The sequence below is a fragment of the Bacillus sp. V2I10 genome, from assembly GCF_030817055.1.
In the GTDB taxonomy this organism is placed as follows: domain Bacteria; phylum Bacillota; class Bacilli; order Bacillales; family Bacillaceae; genus Bacillus_P.
This window is the reverse complement of sequence record NZ_JAUSYV010000003.1, coordinates 15,572-32,061: the sequence shown is the minus strand read 5'-3', so window position 1 is coordinate 32,061 and position 16,490 is coordinate 15,572. Positions and strand designations below refer to the sequence as shown.

The 16,490-nt window shown below is 35.4% G+C and carries 17 protein-coding genes and 1 pseudogene; 7 read left to right on the top strand and 11 right to left on the bottom strand.

Features of this window, described 5'->3' with window-relative positions; translation table 11 throughout:
* Window positions 1-144 precede the first annotated feature (144 nt).
* Window positions 145-513 (bottom strand): annotated as a pseudogene (locus QFZ72_RS29275) (tyrosine-type recombinase/integrase); the annotation flags it as partial.
* Window positions 514-1,139: 626 nt separating this feature from the next.
* Between QFZ72_RS29275 and QFZ72_RS29270 the strand changes: the two are divergent.
* Entirely contained in the window at window positions 1,140-1,784 is a 645-nt protein-coding gene (locus QFZ72_RS29270; RefSeq protein ID WP_307440741.1) for a hypothetical protein, read from the top strand.
* A 517-nt stretch (window positions 1,785-2,301) separates the two neighbouring features.
* Here the strand turns inward: QFZ72_RS29270 and QFZ72_RS29265 are convergent.
* Both QFZ72_RS29265 and QFZ72_RS29260 read right to left on the bottom strand, forming a co-directional pair.
* Window positions 2,302-2,718, bottom strand: a complete 417-nt coding sequence (locus QFZ72_RS29265) for a hypothetical protein (RefSeq protein WP_307440739.1) — start codon at window positions 2,716-2,718, stop codon at window positions 2,302-2,304.
* A gap of 388 nt (window positions 2,719-3,106) precedes the next feature.
* A complete protein-coding gene (locus tag QFZ72_RS29260) occupies window positions 3,107-3,412 on the bottom strand; it encodes a hypothetical protein (protein ID WP_307440737.1) in 306 nt (101 codons plus the stop codon).
* A gap of 521 nt (window positions 3,413-3,933) precedes the next feature.
* Between QFZ72_RS29260 and QFZ72_RS29255 the strand changes: the two genes are divergently transcribed.
* The 5 genes from QFZ72_RS29255 (at window position 3,934) to QFZ72_RS29235 (ending at window position 8,459) form a co-directional block, all read left to right on the top strand.
* Window positions 3,934-4,158 (top strand): helix-turn-helix domain-containing protein, encoded by a 225-nt coding sequence (locus tag QFZ72_RS29255; protein ID WP_307440736.1) that lies wholly within the window; start codon window positions 3,934-3,936, stop codon window positions 4,156-4,158.
* Window positions 4,159-5,335: 1,177 nt separating this feature from the next.
* Window positions 5,336-6,202 (top strand): ATP-dependent DNA ligase, encoded by an 867-nt coding sequence (locus QFZ72_RS29250; protein WP_307440733.1) that lies wholly within the window; start codon window positions 5,336-5,338, stop codon window positions 6,200-6,202.
* Window positions 6,203-6,470: 268 nt separating this feature from the next.
* On the top strand, window positions 6,471-7,091 hold the full coding sequence (locus QFZ72_RS29245; RefSeq protein WP_307440731.1) for an NAD(P)-dependent oxidoreductase: 621 nt from the start codon (window positions 6,471-6,473) through the stop codon (window positions 7,089-7,091).
* A 526-nt stretch (window positions 7,092-7,617) separates the two neighbouring features.
* Window positions 7,618-7,743, top strand: a complete 126-nt coding sequence (locus tag QFZ72_RS29240; RefSeq protein ID WP_307440729.1) for a hypothetical protein — start codon at window positions 7,618-7,620, stop codon at window positions 7,741-7,743.
* A 143-nt stretch (window positions 7,744-7,886) separates the two neighbouring features.
* Window positions 7,887-8,459 (top strand): MerR family transcriptional regulator, encoded by a 573-nt coding sequence (locus QFZ72_RS29235; protein WP_307440728.1) that lies wholly within the window; start codon window positions 7,887-7,889, stop codon window positions 8,457-8,459.
* Between the two features lie 404 nt (window positions 8,460-8,863).
* Here QFZ72_RS29235 and QFZ72_RS29230 read toward each other — a convergent pair whose 3' ends face one another.
* From QFZ72_RS29230 to QFZ72_RS29195, 8 genes are all read right to left on the bottom strand, one after another.
* Entirely contained in the window at window positions 8,864-9,529 is a 666-nt protein-coding gene (locus QFZ72_RS29230) for a cyclase family protein (RefSeq protein WP_307440726.1), read from the bottom strand.
* A gap of 367 nt (window positions 9,530-9,896) precedes the next feature.
* Window positions 9,897-10,385 carry a GNAT family N-acetyltransferase gene (locus QFZ72_RS29225; protein ID WP_307440724.1) on the bottom strand — a complete coding sequence of 163 codons (489 nt, stop codon included), beginning with the start codon at window positions 10,383-10,385 and terminating at the stop codon, window positions 9,897-9,899.
* Between the two features lie 170 nt (window positions 10,386-10,555).
* A complete protein-coding gene (locus QFZ72_RS29220) occupies window positions 10,556-10,921 on the bottom strand; it encodes a cupin domain-containing protein (protein WP_307440772.1) in 366 nt (121 codons plus the stop codon).
* 560 nt (window positions 10,922-11,481) lie between these two features.
* Window positions 11,482-12,393: a DMT family transporter gene (locus QFZ72_RS29215; protein ID WP_307440722.1), complete on the bottom strand. Its 912-nt coding sequence runs from the start codon at window positions 12,391-12,393 to the stop codon at window positions 11,482-11,484.
* A gap of 190 nt (window positions 12,394-12,583) precedes the next feature.
* Complete coding sequence (locus QFZ72_RS29210) at window positions 12,584-13,546, bottom strand: proline dehydrogenase family protein (RefSeq protein WP_307440721.1); 963 nt, start codon at window positions 13,544-13,546, stop codon at window positions 12,584-12,586.
* A 192-nt stretch (window positions 13,547-13,738) separates the two neighbouring features.
* Window positions 13,739-14,161, bottom strand: coding sequence for a hypothetical protein (locus QFZ72_RS29205; protein ID WP_307440719.1), 423 nt, complete (start codon window positions 14,159-14,161; stop codon window positions 13,739-13,741).
* Between the two features lie 51 nt (window positions 14,162-14,212).
* Entirely contained in the window at window positions 14,213-14,650 is a 438-nt protein-coding gene (locus QFZ72_RS29200) for a hypothetical protein (protein WP_307440717.1), read from the bottom strand.
* Between the two features lie 239 nt (window positions 14,651-14,889).
* The gene (locus tag QFZ72_RS29195) at window positions 14,890-15,717 is read right to left on the bottom strand and encodes a TrmB family transcriptional regulator (RefSeq protein WP_307440715.1); all 828 of its coding nucleotides are present in this window, start codon (window positions 15,715-15,717) and stop codon (window positions 14,890-14,892) included.
* Between the two features lie 141 nt (window positions 15,718-15,858).
* On the opposite strand from QFZ72_RS29195, the gene QFZ72_RS29190 reads away from it, so the two are divergent.
* Window positions 15,859-16,488: a homoserine/threonine efflux transporter gene (locus QFZ72_RS29190; protein ID WP_307434419.1), complete on the top strand. Its 630-nt coding sequence runs from the start codon at window positions 15,859-15,861 to the stop codon at window positions 16,486-16,488.
* Window positions 16,489-16,490 lie beyond the last annotated feature (2 nt).

Genomic DNA, 16,490 nt, shown 5'->3' with positions numbered 1-16,490 from the left:
GGTACATAAGGGTTTGAAGAAAGAAAGGTCGATGAAAATGACGCAACCAAAAGATGTGCAGCCGATCCGTGATTAGCAGTAGTTAGAAGATATGAAATGGGCGCTGAAACGCCAAAATTACTTGAAGAAAATAAAGACGTTGAATTAGTGAAAAACGCTAAAATGTTTCAATACGTTGTTCGTTTCTTCTTCCGTAATGCCGATATAACGCAGGGTAACGGATGGATGAGAATGATGCAGAATCCGTTGCAGCATCGCAATATCCTTGGTCGCTTTGTAAAACCAGTAGCCAAACGTTTTTCTTAAAGTATGGTTGCCGACATGTTCCACGCCAGCGAAGTCTGCAGCCTTATTTAATTGCCGGTAGGCCTGGGTAGGGGTTATGGGGTGTTCTCCCTTCCTGGACGAGAATAAATAGGGACTCTGGACGTTTTTGGCGTACTCATAGACCTCCTGAAAGCAATTCGCGATATACATGTCGCGGATTTTTTGCGTTTTGCCTTCCTTGACCTTGATTAATGTGATTAACGCTTATCTGAAAAGTCTGTTCTTTCCTTTTCAACTACTGAACATTTAACAATTAGACTCATAACCTATAAAGAAACGAATGTAAAGGAGTTAGAGAACTGAATAACCTGGAAACTGAATATGGTTATAGTCAGGAAGAATGGGTTGAGCAAACCTCACAACGACCGGGAAGACTTTGGAAGCATACCCCCACTGGTTATTGGTACTTTGATAAAAGTGATCTAATGGCTATGGACACCGGATTATACCCTTATGAACCTATTACCTGTTAGGGACCAGTACCAAATGTAGCTGGAAATTGGGATACTACACGTGGAAAAATCAAATTCAGACGATTTGGTTATTTTGTAGATGGAGGATCCCCAGATGGAAATATAAATTTAGACGGGTATCTTTATTTCGACTTCAACAGATCTCTGTGGTTTTTAGATGGTACATGGTGTAATCCCGGGAAATGTGGAGAATATAGGGTTTTATTTTGCTTCACCTAACAAATTCTCTGGGAATTATGGTACTGGTGAAGAATCTGTATACACTAATTTCTGGAGTGGTACTCGTATTAGTTAAGGGGAATGAATGTGAAAAAGTAAAAGAAAGGAGTATGAACAGATATGATATATAACATTCCACAAAACTGTATGAATAAGTGGACAACAATCAGGTTGGATCTTGCAAATCAACCGCCTTCAACTTTTTCGTTTCTTCCCGTCAATGCTGGATATTTAAAGGATAGATTTTTATATGGATATATTTACACCGCTGAATATAAACCTACTGAATGTATAACACAGCAGCAACAACTTATAATAGGATGTCAGAATAAATGGGTTTATATGTTTCCAGTTGGTGGAGGAGATTTTTTGTTTTGGCCGACGAAGGTTGAAGCTCATAATCCTAAATTGATATTAGGTTGGCTCAACATCACAAATAATATGAATCTTCAGTGTGAGGCAGCACCTCAACCATCTGTACCGAATGTTACTGGGGAATATGAAACAACTTTCGGAAGAGTGACATTAAGACAGACTGGAAATGATATTACTGGGACATTCCCACAACCAGGAGGTACAATTAAAGGTACCCTTACATCTAGTGCGGGACGATTGATTTTGGAAGGCAGATGGTTTACATCTGGCCACGCGGGAGGAAAGATCCAATTTAAATTTAACCCTGATTATACGACTGGTTGGACTGGGGTTTTAGGTTATGCGGAAGATACACCGAGTATAACATGGGATGGTAAACGAGTCGGATAAGTTGAAGTTCGGACCTATGAAAACAAGAGAGCACACCAATTGATGTGCTCTCTTGTTTTCATAGGTCTAAACCATTTGTTGCCTGTATGAAGGATAGCATCCCCTTGAAGTAATCAAGCAGCAAAAAGCCAAACTTTATATAACAATTCCTGGGAGGGTACTCGTATAAGTTAAGGGCAATGAATGTGAAAAAGTAAAAGAAAGGGATATGAACAGATATGATATATGACATTCCACAAAACTGTATGTATAAGTGGACAACGTACATTTTTTCCGATTTTTTGTCTGTACCCTTATAGATTCATATCTTAGTGACCTCTGACTCAAAAGACCCTGAATCCGCATCAGTGTCTTTTTTGTATATCCTATACAAATCTAGTTTACATAATCGCAATTATCGGCAACAAAAAGGGTTGGGTATCCAAAAGGGTCCCAACCCTTTTTGTTGTTACTATAACAACCGTTCTAGGAAGCATTCTAATGGCCAATTATCCTAATCCTCTTTGACTAGTATAAATCAATCCCAGGCTGTTACAAATGAATTTCCACCTGAGTATTTTTCTAAATAAAATTCGGCTTGATCACCATCGACATATCCACTGATATTTTTAAAGACATAACAACCATTTTTATCAAAATCATGATCACCTGGTATTGTATAGTTAAAGGTGAGACCTAAAGTACCATCATTAGAATATACTTCATCATCTGGATTATACGGATCTTCTTCAAATAACTGATAATGACCTGATTGACTATCAGAACTGAGACAAATTTTAAAATCGCCTCCACCTGATAGAAAGATTTCACTTGAGTTGGTAAATTCATCGCTCCCTTGATGATCCCAGCCTCCAGCTAAGGTAGTTGGTGTAATTGCAAAAAACAGACCAACGACAAGAGTAACTATCATCCCAATATTCAATAATTTTTTCATTATAACAACTCTCCTTTTTCTAAACTTTACCATGTGGAAATTTGTATTACGATGAACTAAGGAACTATTTACATTTATATAAAATGACCATTTTTTAGACAGCAACTAAGCAAAAAAGCTACTAAAGTATTAATTTTCTGAAAATAAATTAAAAAAGAAATCAAATGAATACTCTATACAAATCTAGTTAACATAAAGCAACCTATAGGAAGTTAATAAAAAGAAAACCCCTTGATACATAAGGGGTTTTTCGCTGTCTGGATTTATGGTTTATACACGTTTTTATACAAGGTTGATAGATCAACGTTTTCAGCTCCGAAAGAAGCCGGTTGGCTGCATAAAAAAGAGGGTGTTTATGCAAGGGGTACTTCATAGTTGAAAGAGTATATCAAAGTATTATAGCCAAAACTCCTAAAATACCAAATACGATAAGCGCATCGATCTCTCCATCAGTAAACCATTGATCTTTAATTAAATAAGAATTATAACTACCCTGAATTTTTATAACTTTTCTTGGCCTATCCAATCTTGATGGTAATTCCTCCTTTATTTCTGATGATTCGTTCGGAAGAAACCTGCCTTTCTCGTCGCGTAATCTGTGGCTCACATCTATTTCCTTGCTCTTGGCATTCGGATGGTCCTGTAACTGATTTAGCAGTTCTTTCAATTTCATTTGTTGTTCGAATGTTAACATTGACGTCCTTACCTCCCTTTTGTTTCGGTGGGTTCCTATCCAACCAGAATCCATGTTGGTCAGCATTCCATTTAGGAGGAGGAAGAGAGACGTCTGCCTTTTTATATTGTTTCAGTAGTAATTCAAAGTTTGGAGAAAAGGCAGCTGAAAATAATGCTGCCCTCATGATTTGATTACGATCTAATGTAGTTGCATGGAATAGATCATCCACGTATTCCTTAAAATCATCTGCATAACGAACTGTCGGACGATACACCATTATTTAGATGTTTCCTTTATCATCTCTTCTAGAAGCTTTTTCCCTTCCTCTGTGAGATAGACGTCCTTACCTTCAAGCAGTGAAATAGCCAATTCTTTTGACATGTAAATTCCTCCTTATGTAACGCCATTTCCTGACGTCCTTGATACATGCTATTAGGTACTGGTTGTCCACTATGTGTAATTTTTTTTAGTTCGTGTGTATATTTTTTTCGCTTCTGGAAATTACTGATAAAAAATCAAAGGGAAGAGAGTGAATTTAAGTGTGGGGTATTGGAAAAACTCGAAGTAAATTGGGTAAATGGCTTGATAAACGTGGGCTAGAACAAAAGGATTTAGAAAAGGCCTCAAAAGTAAGTCACAAGACTATATCCAAGGCTTGTAATGAAAAGGATTATATACCAAGCCAAAGTGTTATGAAGAAAATCTTGTCAGCTGTAAGGAAAATAGATTCTAACGCTAAAATGAATGATTTTTGGGATATGTAGTTAGGAGGTTTTGTTTTCCCCCTTCTTTTTGGGGTGTGAGGCTGTCGCTCTTTGCGTATCTAAATAACGAAAAAAAACTTATTGTGAACGGTAAGCAGGCGGTTTCTCGCTTTATACTTTTCAGAACAAGCCGAGTATCAACACCTCCTTTTTGGGTTTGCTCGGCTTGTCAGTGAAGTCAAAAAGCGAGAAATTTGAAAAATCAATGGTAAAGGTGGAGATTTTTTTTGCCCTTTAAAAAAATACTACCTGTCATTGAATTTTCAAAAGCCTACCGCACTAAAGGATGATTTAGCAGCACGATTGCTACCCTACTTATTCCAGGGCAAGTTTTTTACAGCCTTCAATACTGTTGGGTAGCACTTCGGGCAAAACCTTTCTCTGTCATCACCCTTGAGTTCTAGTGGTAATGACTTCAAATCATCTGATTTCTGCCAACAATAAGTGCATTTGTTCTCCATTACATCACCTTCCAAGAAAGCCAGATTGAATGTTGGTATTTAGACTAACACCCCTTAGCACCACATCGAATACATTAGAACAAGCCATGTAACTGAACTGATGTATAGAAGGCTACCTACCTCTATGCATATAAGGTTACCTCCAATCTTCATTTCTTCAATAAACAAGCAACCTTGAGGACGAGAATGTTGGTTGCTTGTTTGTTAACTCGTCTATCTTTTTTTGCTTTACTTTCGATCGGTGCGCAAACAGCAGCGGTTTTTTTTTATTTGTACCGAACATACATTCGATTATAATAATCATACGGAGGTGATCACGCATGAGCTATGCAATTATGTTAACACAGGGGTCCTGCCGTCAAAACGCGGATAATATACGCTAAGACATTTTTTGGATGTAAAAAAGCAATTTTCCCTATGCTAGGGGTGAAATCGCTTCTTCAGTTTTTCTTGTTCAACTATCCTGGCCCTTTAGTTCAAGTAAAAGCAAACGTCACTCACTGTACATCTTTAACGCACAGTGAATGACGTTTGCTTTCACAATATGACTGTATGAATATGTGTAGTACAGTCTCACGGTTTATACGTACTGCGTAACATCCCTTTAAGATTTATTAACTATACATAATTAACTTCCACATCTATCCTCTTTTTCTAATAAACCTCCATAAAAAGTTGTAATTTAGGATGCTATTGTTGTATGAGGAGGTTTAAATATGTTAAATACACCTATTAAGCCGATGCTTTTACAACCAGCTACAGAAATCCCCAAAGGCAATAAGTATATCCACCAATTAAAATTAGATGGTCACAGGGCTTTATTTCACTACGATAGAGGAAATATAAAAATTTTCACCAGACACCTAAATGAAGTCACCTATAAATACATTGAGCTACAAGGTATCAAATTGCCTGTAACGACTTGTATTTTAGATGGAGAAATGATTTGCTTTGACGGAAAAGAAAACCCTCCAAAACCTTGTTTCGACAGTTTAATGGTACGTTTTCAAATGTCTAATCAGGAAAAAATCAAAGAAATAAAGGACCTGTTACCTGTTCATTTTTCTTCATTTGATATTTTGTATTTGAATGGTGAATCTCTTATAAACAAACCTTTATCTGAACGCTTAGATACCTTAAACACCATTGTAGAAAACACTCCGTATATATCTACTTGTCCTACTTATTCAGACGGTGATGAACTTTATAACAGAGTAGAGGATTTAGGACTGGAAGGTGTGGTGTCTAAGAATTTAAATAGACCTTATACATTGGATTCAAGACCACAAGATGTATTTCTCAAAATAAAGAACTATCAATATGATTCGGTAAAAATAGGAGCAATTCGCAAGAAAAAATTTGGTTGGTTAATGTTAGATCAGGATAATCAATACAGAGGTATATTGGAATTTGTTCCTCCAAAAGAAAGAAAAGCCTTTTACGAAATATCTAAGCAGCTAATCACTAACGAGGATGAAAACTATTTTTATCTTGATCCATTAATAAAGTGTGAAGTGAAATTCCAATGCTTGTCTAAAAAGGGACTTATGAGAAGCGCAAGTTTTCAAAAATTTATCATTTAAAAATGCTGTCCATATTTTTTGTACAGCATTTCATTTTTTTGTCCAAGAGTACAACCTCTTTTATGCACAATTTACATTCACCGTTTGTGTCCGATATAAAAACCCGCCAAATTGGGAGCCATTTTAATCAACTAACGCACCCATTAGTTTAAGTACAATTATTCACAATCTTTTTTGTAATACCTATTGGTTTATACGTTCGTTGAACAAGACAATAAAATAACTTTTATAGTAAAATATTAGTATTTGCAAAAGGAGCCTCATTCTTATGAATATTTTAATTTTAGGTGCAACTGGACGAGTTGGAAGTCAAATAGTTACTTATGCCCTTCATGAAAGTCATCATGTTACTGTATTAGTTCGCACTCCAGAGAAGATTCAAATAAATAATGAAAATTTAACCATTATTGAAGGGAATGTTTTAAATAAAGATGATATAGTACGTGCAATGCATGGGATTGATGTAGTTATTAGTGCACTAAATACTGATGGCACAACCACTCTATCAGAAAGTATGCCACTTATTATCGAAGCAATGGAAAACGAAGGTATAAAACGAATAATAACTATAGGAACTGCGGGTATTCTGCAAAGTAGAACCACGCCAAATTCTCTGCGTTATCAATCAAGTGAATCAAAGCAGAAGTCAACCCGTGCAGCGAAAGAACATCATAAAGTTTACGATATGCTTAAACAATCAACCCTCGAATGGACGATTGTCTGTCCTACGTACTTGCCGGATGGAGAAAGGGTAGGCAAATATCGAATAGACCGAAATTTTTTGCCGGAGGGTGGAGCTGAAATATCCGTACCGGATACAGCAGAATTTTCATTTAAACAGATAAAAGCAAGCGATTATATAAAATCACGTGTAGGTATCGCCTACTAATAATATTCTTATACTACTTTCATATTGGATTAACCCGTTTGTTGAAAAAGAAAATGTGATTCGGCAACAATGCCCAACTAAAGCGCCCTTTCTGGAATATCTAAAATATGAATTAGAGTCTAAAAATCACAAGGAATTAAAAGTAAAGGAGATGTTGTAAAATTAACATCTCTTTTTTTACTAAACTGCTTCGTTAGTTTAAGTACATCATTTCACAATTTCTTCTCTTCCTTAACATAAATATCCATTTATCTTTTCATAAAAATCCCCATAAACGACCGTTTTCGGTTACTTTTAAAAGCAATAACACGGCCAGTAATTCGGGTTAATAACCCCTATCTAAAAGCTATACCAAAATCAAATTACTAAAATGAAGAGTTTAGACCGTTTTTGGTGAATCATTTTACAATATCTGTCTTAGCGTATAATAAGTGCGTTTTGACGGCTGGACCCCACACAGAAGAAATCGGACATTCACGGCAATTTAGATATCGTTGTCCAAGCGATGGACTTTGGCCGCGGAGGCATGTGGCAGGTTCCGTTAAAGCGATTAGACGATGAAACGTTTCCGGAAGAACTGCGCCAGCTGATAACAGATAATCTCGATAAGATTAAGTCGGGTAAGTGGGATTACACCGGCAAGTATAAATAACCGTTGCAGAGAAACGCTCTACAGTGCAATTATCTTTTCTTTTGTGAGGAATTGTCCGATTAACTGCGCTCAGACGCGCGTATTCGTGATATGATTAAGCTAAACGGGACAAGTGTAGTCCCTTAATCGGAGGCTGATCGGTCATGAGCGAGGACATCGGATATTTTTCGAAGTATGTGTGCGAGCAATTAGGAGTCACCGCACCAACTTTAAGACGATGGTCGCAGACGATGGAGAGCTGCGGGCATGTATTCGAAAAGAACGGACAGAATCAACGAATTTACTACGAGAAAGAAATGAAGCTTCTGCGCGACCTAAAGAAGCTCGTCGATAGAGGGCAACCGGTAGAGGCTGCAGCAAAGTATCTGATTGAAGGCGGAGAGAACAAGCGCGAGCAAGCGGCAAGCGATCAAGCGGACAATGAGCGCACAAAGGACGATCAAGTGCAGTCGAGTGATATTGAAAAGAAGCTAGATACCGTACTCGAACGTCTGGAGCAACAAGAGCGATTCAATCGCGAATTAGTATTGAAATTAGATGCACAGCAGAAGTACATAGATGATTCATTAAAGAAACGGGATCAGCAGTTAGTAACAGCGTTGAGGGAATTGCAAGAGGCTAAAAAGTTAGCTGCGCCGACAAAAGAGGAAGAAGAGCCTTCAAAAGAAAATAAAGACGAGAAGCCAAAAGGATGGTTTTCCCGATTGTTTGGCTGATGATTGTTTCTTACTAACAGAGTGGCTTAAGCCACTAATTCCGCCTTAAAGGCGGGTTTATGTAGGGGTACCGCCAGCAAAACGCGGTAAACGTACGCTAAGAGTTATGTTGCGTTAGATTTGTACCTTAAAGATTAAATTATGTTGCATAAGGGTGTTATCAGCAGCAAAAAAAGCTGTTTAATACAACACAATTTAATTTATGCTGTATTGACGATATGAGATTAACGTACAAAGAACCTTTATTTTAAGGGTCATTCAACCTTAGCGTACGAAATACGCGTTTTGCTGGCTGGACCCCAAATTCGTAGAATCTGAGGTTTTTTGATGTGATAATTTACATAGTTGAATGGAGCTGTAGAAAATAAAATTAAACGTAATATATTTGTACAACCTAACTTTATTTAGTTTAATACTTCCGCAAAAGCCCGAACAGGAAAAGTCCCAAATCCTTTAATTTTTGGAGAAACAGCATAAAACAAGAAGTTTTTATTTAAGAGTTCCTTTAAGTTGCACAAGTGTTCAACAATTAGTATTTCTTGTCCCAGTAAAATGGTATGTACGGGGCGAGCATTTCCTGATGTGTCATCTATATTTACAGAATCAATCCCAACTAATGCAGCTTTTCTATTTGCTAAATATTTTGCTGCTTTTTCGGTTAAATAGGGATGGTTTTCAAAATACTGATCTGTATTCCAATGTTTATCCCAACCTGTATGAATTAAAACAGCTTTTCCTTCAATATCAAGGTCATAAAATAATTCTTTATCAATTTCTTTGTTGTTTTCATCAACATGAACAATAATTCCTTCCAAGCCAGCCATTTTATCAATTGTCGTTTCCGACAGGTCTTTCCCATCAGGGTATCTATGGAATGGAACATCAACATAAGTTCCCGTATTAGAGACCATTTCTATTTTTCCAATTTGGAATTGTGTTCCTTTTTCATAATGTTTTCGAGATTCTTCTCGACTTAGATAATCACAGATTATTGGAGCAGGAAGTCCTTTGTAAGTTATAAGACCATCTTCAATAGTATGACTTAAATCAATATAAGCTTTATTCTTCATACTAGATTTTCACTCTCCCTTTACAGTACTATAAATAATTCACACAAGAAAATTTTAACATATTTCTATATTCTCCTTTGTATTAACTAAATTTGTATACAAATTTAGTTGTAGCCTTATAAATAAAGTTTGATTAAATTAACTCTATAAACCTTGATAAAAGAGCAAATAGAAAAAGCGTGTTTTGAAAAAAGATTGATCAAAACACGCTTTTAATATATTCAATTGAATCATTCTTTTATAAAAAAGTTTGATCATTTCTGTGATCCTTATTCCATTAAAGCGCCCGATTGTTGAAGATCCTTCTGGAGCATCCACGCTGCATGGATATTCCAGAAAAGCCCCCGATTGTTGAAGATCATTGCAGTTAATTAGGTAGAAAATTCCCAACTAACTTTTTATAAAAAATAAGAGTTGCATTTTCATTTAATTTCTTTTTAATACCTGTTTTTTTGTATCCTATTTTTTCGTATAAATAGCAATTACGTTCTTCCTCTAAAATTGTAGCTAATTCCCAACTTATTGCTTTTGGAAACATTTCTTCAACTAAAGTTATTGCCTTCTGAGCAATACCTTTCCCTTGATATTCAGAAAGAATAAACATTGGACTTATCCAAAATTGCACTTCTTCTTTCCAAAATATACAGATCGCACCTACTATACTGTTATCGACAATAATTTTATAAAACCCACCGTAAGGGTTATTTATTCTCTTTATTACTCCTTCTATAGTTTCATTGGCTGGATTTGTTTTGTAATCTTTATATTTGTCCAACAGCGGCAAAAATGCATTTACCTGAATATCAAAAATAATTTGAGCATCAGCATTTGTTGCTTTTTCTAATCTAATGTCCATTAAAATCAACCACCAATCTTCTACAAATTCACGAAATAATCTTCTTCCATTAAAGCCCCCGATTGTTGAAGATCATTTATGTTGTCTTATCGAAGAATAGCGCCTGATTGCGGAACAATATGTAACTTCCTTTTATATGTTGATCCAAAGAAAGTAACTGAATTATTGGTTTAAATACATATATTGTTTTCAGCAGTTAGTTTGGAATTAGTTTCACCAGTGTTGACTACACCTTTAGGCTCTACCAGCATTATATGGCATTCCTTATCAGCATAAGGCTTATGCTCCACACCTTTTGGTATCACATACATTTCTCCTTTGGAAAGTTTAACCTCTCCATCGCGGAATGCGATGGACATCTCGCCGTCTATCACAATGAATACCTCATCGGTGTCTTTATGATCGTGCCATACAAAATCTCCCAAAATCTTAACTAACTTAAACTGATAGTCATTCATTTCACCAATGACTTTAGGCGACCAGTGTTCACTGAATTTGGACAGTTTCTCGCTTAGATTAATAGCATTATAATTGATATAAATCCCCCCACAACTATTCTTACTCTTATTTTACAACTTCGATAGATTAATTACTATTTTGATTAAGATCTCAAAAGTTTCTGCTGATCTTCCACAAAATGGCCCGATTGTTGCAAAGAAACAAATACTCACTCTTCCACAATCCTGCCCTTTACTTCAATAAGAAGAGGCGACACTTTGTTAAGCATTCGCCCCCGATTGTTGAATATCATTTATGTTGTCTTATCGAAGAAAAGCGTCCTATAATTGAATAAATAAAATCTGACTTCACTCATAAAGTCACTTAATTCTTAATGAACTAACGCTCCCGATTGTTGAATAAAGGACACGATCCACTATTTGTGTATTGCGCCCTATAATGGAATAACGAAAATAGAAACACGTATGCAAATTAGCTTATTTTTCTTCAACTAACGCACCCGTTAGTTCATTAAGAAAAGCGATTCTTATTGATGAATCCTCCCGATTACGGAACAATTAGTATTAATAGAGTCTTACTTTTAAAATCGCTCATTACACGGAATAATTCGGTTTTAAAAGAATCTATAATTGTTAACTTATTTTTTCTCTCCATAAATACTAAAAAGACCTAATACAAATAATAAAATAACGCCGATTAAAGTCGTTGTTGACCAAGATAATCTTGGGTCGAATAGTTGAAAGAAAAATGTAAACACAGGTACGAAGCAGAGCGACATCATCACTAAGAACGTCTCACAATATTGAATACCTTTCTGCAATAAATACATTGGAATTAAGACACCGGCAATTGTTACAAGGAAAATCCACAATACATTATCAAAAAAATAGTCAAATAAAATATCATAAGTAAAAATAAATGATAAAAGTACGATACCATAAAAACGGTGTGTTAAAATCATCGAACTTGTCCACCCAACCGAACTTAATTGCTTTGAATAGTTCGTACAAAGTACAGCTCCTAAACCACAAAAAACACTCGCTATTACACCTAAAATAGTATTTGTATTTTGATTCATTTGAACACCTGAATTACCATTAAAGATAGAAACGATTAATAAAAAGCAAGCTAACAAAGTACCCAGTGCAATTCCCCACTGTGATTTACTGACAAACTGTCGCTGTGTTAATGTAAGGAAAATCACAAATAATGGTCCTAACCCCATCTCAAGTGAACTAACGATTGCTGGTTCAATGAATTTCAATGCGAAGTAAAACCCCATAAATGCTAGTACAGAGGCTAAATTTAACTTTAGTAGCGATTGCCATGTTGATTTCCATTTATATTCTACCTTTTGATTTCTCGCAAAAAAGGAAAAATAACAAGCAGTTAAAAAGAAACTGATACCCGTAAATATAAATGGATTCAAATTTTGTACACGACTTGCGTAAAATACTTGGCTTATTGCAGTTAATAAAGCTGATAATAATAACGCAATTACACCTTTCGTATAAGTTCGATTTTCAGAAATATTCGCTTTAAGCCCCATTTTTATTCCTCTATTTCCTATGTTTATATTAAATATATTATTCTAAATTTAACATAGATATCCAATTTTCCTCAAAGGTATTGTTTAACTAACCTGCCCCGTTAGTCAAATAAGAAAAAGGCTGCATTTTTTGCAGCCAAATTCTTTAAGGAAGCACCCTATAGTTGAATTAGATTTTTTTACATTCTAATTAGTAAAATTGAGAAGAATTTCCTCCACCCCGAATCATATCCGTTATTGCAACATAAATGTTTGGTGGGTACTCTGCTATTCTATGAGTAAGGTATAGATACCACTCCACACCATAAGTTAAATAAACCCGAACAGGTAACCCCTTGTCTTTAAGTTGTTTACAAAGTTCCGGACGAATTCCGTATAACATTTCTGCTTCCACATATGGATTTTGTAAATAACCACGCTCTACAATCTGTTTATAGATAGCTTCATCGTGAGAAGCTATTGAAACCTGGTGACCGGCTTTAACACATAAATCCACTAGTTCTAAATAACGTTGGTCCAAGTCATCTGAACGAGGGATACAAATATCTGATTGTTCTTGATATGCTCCTTTAACAATACGTATTGCCCCAGAATAATTAAGTAATTCATTAAGGTCATCAAATGTTCGATGCAGTTGAGCTTGAAGTGTAACCCCAACGTTAGGATATTCGACAACTACTCTTTTGTATAAAGAAAGTATCTGATCCGTTTTAGCCGATTCCTCCATACTTATCATAAGAGAAAGATTATAAGATTGTCCTTCTTTTGCCAACTCTAGTAAGTTTTGATAAGCAAGTTCAGGATCAACAGATAAACCTATATGAGATAAATCAAAAGAAATACGAGAACTTATTCCACGATTTCCACATTCCCTCATCAACGCTATAAACTCATCTTTAGCTCGAACGCATTCCTCTTTGTTTGTAGTATTCTCTCCGATATATTCCAGCGAAATGCGGTAACCCTTATTGATAAGTAAATCACCACTAGATAATCCATCTTCTCTTGATTCACCTGTCACAAATCTTTTAGCAGCACTTTGAAATAACGGATAAAGTTCAGAAGATTGCTGAATATACTCCTTTATTTCTAAATTTCGAGCAACAGATTTTAAAGCATCTGCAAATTGTTTTTCAATTGATAGAAGTTCCAATCATATCCCTCGTTTCATTTGAATTTCCATAGTAATTATAATCCAAATAATGGTCGCTGAGGGGGGTTTTGTACTATGAATTTCAATTCAATTAAACTGACCCGTTAGTCGAATAAGAAAAAGGCTGCCTTTTTGCAGCCAGATTTTTAAGATAAGCACCCGTTAGTTCAACAAAATCAAGCTTAATATATCTCATTTATTCATTGTTAAATATAATACTTCATATGCATCTGGTGACTTTAATATCAAATGGGAATATGTAATTAAACTCAATCCAATAAACTCTTCTTCATCCTTTTGAGCAATTTGTTTTACATCAAATTGTACTGGTAAAAATAAAAGATAATTGCCCGCAATCCTTGCCCACAAATTTTGCAAGAACTCAAAGTCTTCTACACTTATCATTTTTGTGGACGGATTGGTTTGACCATCCCACCAGAGAATAGTACACTTTTCCGTTCCATATACTTTTTTTATAAAATCAAATATATTAAACAAAATTTCTTTGTTAGGTTCTCCTGAAGGATTTTCAATTAATACCTTTAATTTAGCTTTTTCTCTTGTATTTTGTTCTAAACCGATAATATCCAAAAAGCCTTCACTCGAATTTGTCACTTCTATACCCTCGCTTCAATGAATAATGCCCCCGATAGTTGAAGAAGAAACTTATTTTGAACTTAATAATTCTCCACCCTTTGTTTCATAAAGTTTCAATGACTTACCCGTTTCGGTTCGCGGATAATATTCCACTTCACAATAGTAGCTGCCTTCCTCTGCCCCTTGATAATTTTCAGGAAACATAATGTTATGGTTTTCAAATTCCACAGAAGTATGTCCTCCCCTTGCACTTTCAAATACCCAAACTTCACAGTTCCCTTTATATTGTTCCGTTTTATTAGCCAACACGTTTGGCAAATCCAACAAAGAGTGAACGAATAGAGCCCCAGATAGAAGAATAAAAAAGACTAAGGCAAGAATATTCTTGATTTCTATCTTATATGAATCTCCACTTTTCTTTTTCAGTTTGTATAAATGCCAAAGATAAGCTGACATCCCCACAAGCATTACGAATGACAAGATCAATAAAAAGAAATACTCCGTCAATGTTCCTCAATTCCTTTTTTAGAGTTTCTTTTTATACGTTTCCCGAACCAATGATGTTTCAATCGACGCAAATGGATTCTTCTCTAGAGGATTAAGTTTCGGTTTATAAAAAAGTTTGATCATTTTCTACCTTTGATCTTCAACAATCGCGCCCGTTTGTTGAATAAGAAAAGCATTATTTGCTATGAAGTAATGCTTTTCTTATTACGTTGTATAAAACAGACAAGAATAGTACAAATCTATTTTACATAATGTTTTTTAAAATCTGGGTGGATAGAAAATTTGCGACGTAAATTGATGAGGTTTTCCCCAAAACTTTCCTCTAAAAGTTCTCTATGTTTCTCCATAATTTCCATGAGATACAAATCATGAATCATGACTTCTGTAATTGGCATTACTAAACCTACATGCATTGTCCATGCTGCACGGCTATCTTTACCCAGCGAGACAATACCTGCTACTACTTCTGAATCATCTCCACTAATAACAAGCCATCGTCCACCATACTCTTCTGTAATTTCATGACCCATATAATGGAGGTAAACATTAGCAAAATCAGAGACGATTTCCCCATAAGCAATAATCGTTACATTGACCCCTCTATTTGCTGCCTGTCTTAGTTCAGACTCCAATTCTTCGAATTCCTCTTTCCAAATCTCTAAGAGAATTCTTTTTTTAGAAGACAATATACAAGCTTTTACCTTATCGAGTATTTCATTGCGTCCCGTGATATTCCAGATATTTTCACGGTCATTTGCAGAACGTTCAAACTCCGCTAATGATTTTTCTGCCAGTTCAAAATTCTCTTCTGCTTTCATTCGACGGTTTTTAATTAGCTCCTTTGCAGGAACAGGAGTATACTGTGGTGTGTTTCCAGGACTAACCAGAATATCTCCGCGCATGACGAGACTGTCCAGAACTTCATATATTCTTGAACGTGGTACACCGGAATTTTTTGCTACTGCATAACCGGTTAATGGCGATTCTTCCAACAGGGTAAGATATGCTTTCGCCTCATATTCGGTAAAATTTAGATTTTTTAATGTTTCTAAAATGTTTTCTTTCATAAATCCTCCAATACAACCTTAGTCGCTACCTTTGTAACTAATATTTTAGCAAAATCTGTTGATTTTTTCCAAGGACATCTGATATACTTACATGAGTAGTTACTTAGGTAGTCACTATAAAGAGAGGAAGGGAGAAATAGTATGGATAACTTACTAACATACATCTCAATAGCTGCAATGATGGTTATCATACCTGGAGCAGATACTATGCTACTTATAAAAAACACACTTAGCTATGGTTCAAAAGCCGGACGTTATACGGTTTTTGGAATGGCAATGGGACTTTCGTTTTGGACACTGATTGCGATCCTTGGCTTATCTGTTGTCATTGCAAAGTCCGTCATTCTTTTCAGCACCATCAAATATTTGGGAGCCGCCTACTTAATTTATTTAGGGATAAAAAGTTTTTTTGCTAAAAGCGTGTTTTCTTTAAAAGAAATTCAAGCTCAAGCAAATACACCTACGAAGTATTCAAATCGGCATAATAAAGATTCCTTTATGCAAGCGTTACTTAATAATATTCTTAATCCAAAGACTGTTTTAGTTTATATAACAATCATGCCACAATTTATCAATTTAAACGGAAATGTAAACCAGCAATTGATTGTATTAGCCTTCATCCTAACCTTACTCGCTGTATTGTGGTTTCTATTTCTTGTTTATCTAATTGATTACGCAAAAAAATGGTTGAACAACTCAAAATTCCAGAAGGCATTCCAAAAATCAACTGGCTTAATTTTAATAGGTTTTGGCATAAAAACAGGAATTTAAAT

Excerpts from the sequence above, each read along its gene's own strand:
- QFZ72_RS29225 (WP_307440724.1), bottom strand. The coding sequence starts at position 10,385 with ATGGACATTAGATTAGAAAAAGCAACAAATGCTGATGCTCAAATTATT.
- QFZ72_RS29230 (WP_307440726.1), bottom strand. The coding sequence starts at position 9,529 with ATGAAGAATAAAGCTTATATTGATTTAAGTCATACTATTGAAGATGGT.
- QFZ72_RS29260 (WP_307440737.1), bottom strand. The coding sequence starts at position 3,412 with ATGTTAACATTCGAACAACAAATGAAATTGAAAGAACTGCTAAATCAG.
- QFZ72_RS29190 (WP_307434419.1), top strand. The coding sequence starts at position 15,859 with ATGGATAACTTACTAACATACATCTCAATAGCTGCAATGATGGTTATC.
- QFZ72_RS29250 (WP_307440733.1), top strand. The coding sequence starts at position 5,336 with ATGTTAAATACACCTATTAAGCCGATGCTTTTACAACCAGCTACAGAA.
- QFZ72_RS29195 (WP_307440715.1), bottom strand. The coding sequence starts at position 15,717 with ATGAAAGAAAACATTTTAGAAACATTAAAAAATCTAAATTTTACCGAA.
- QFZ72_RS29245 (WP_307440731.1), top strand. The coding sequence starts at position 6,471 with ATGAATATTTTAATTTTAGGTGCAACTGGACGAGTTGGAAGTCAAATA.
- QFZ72_RS29265 (WP_307440739.1), bottom strand. The coding sequence starts at position 2,718 with ATGAAAAAATTATTGAATATTGGGATGATAGTTACTCTTGTCGTTGGT.
- QFZ72_RS29215 (WP_307440722.1), bottom strand. The coding sequence starts at position 12,393 with ATGGGGCTTAAAGCGAATATTTCTGAAAATCGAACTTATACGAAAGGT.
- QFZ72_RS29270 (WP_307440741.1), top strand. The coding sequence starts at position 1,140 with ATGATATATAACATTCCACAAAACTGTATGAATAAGTGGACAACAATC.
- QFZ72_RS29235 (WP_307440728.1), top strand. The coding sequence starts at position 7,887 with ATGAGCGAGGACATCGGATATTTTTCGAAGTATGTGTGCGAGCAATTA.
- QFZ72_RS29240 (WP_307440729.1), top strand. The coding sequence starts at position 7,618 with ATGTGGCAGGTTCCGTTAAAGCGATTAGACGATGAAACGTTTCCGGAA.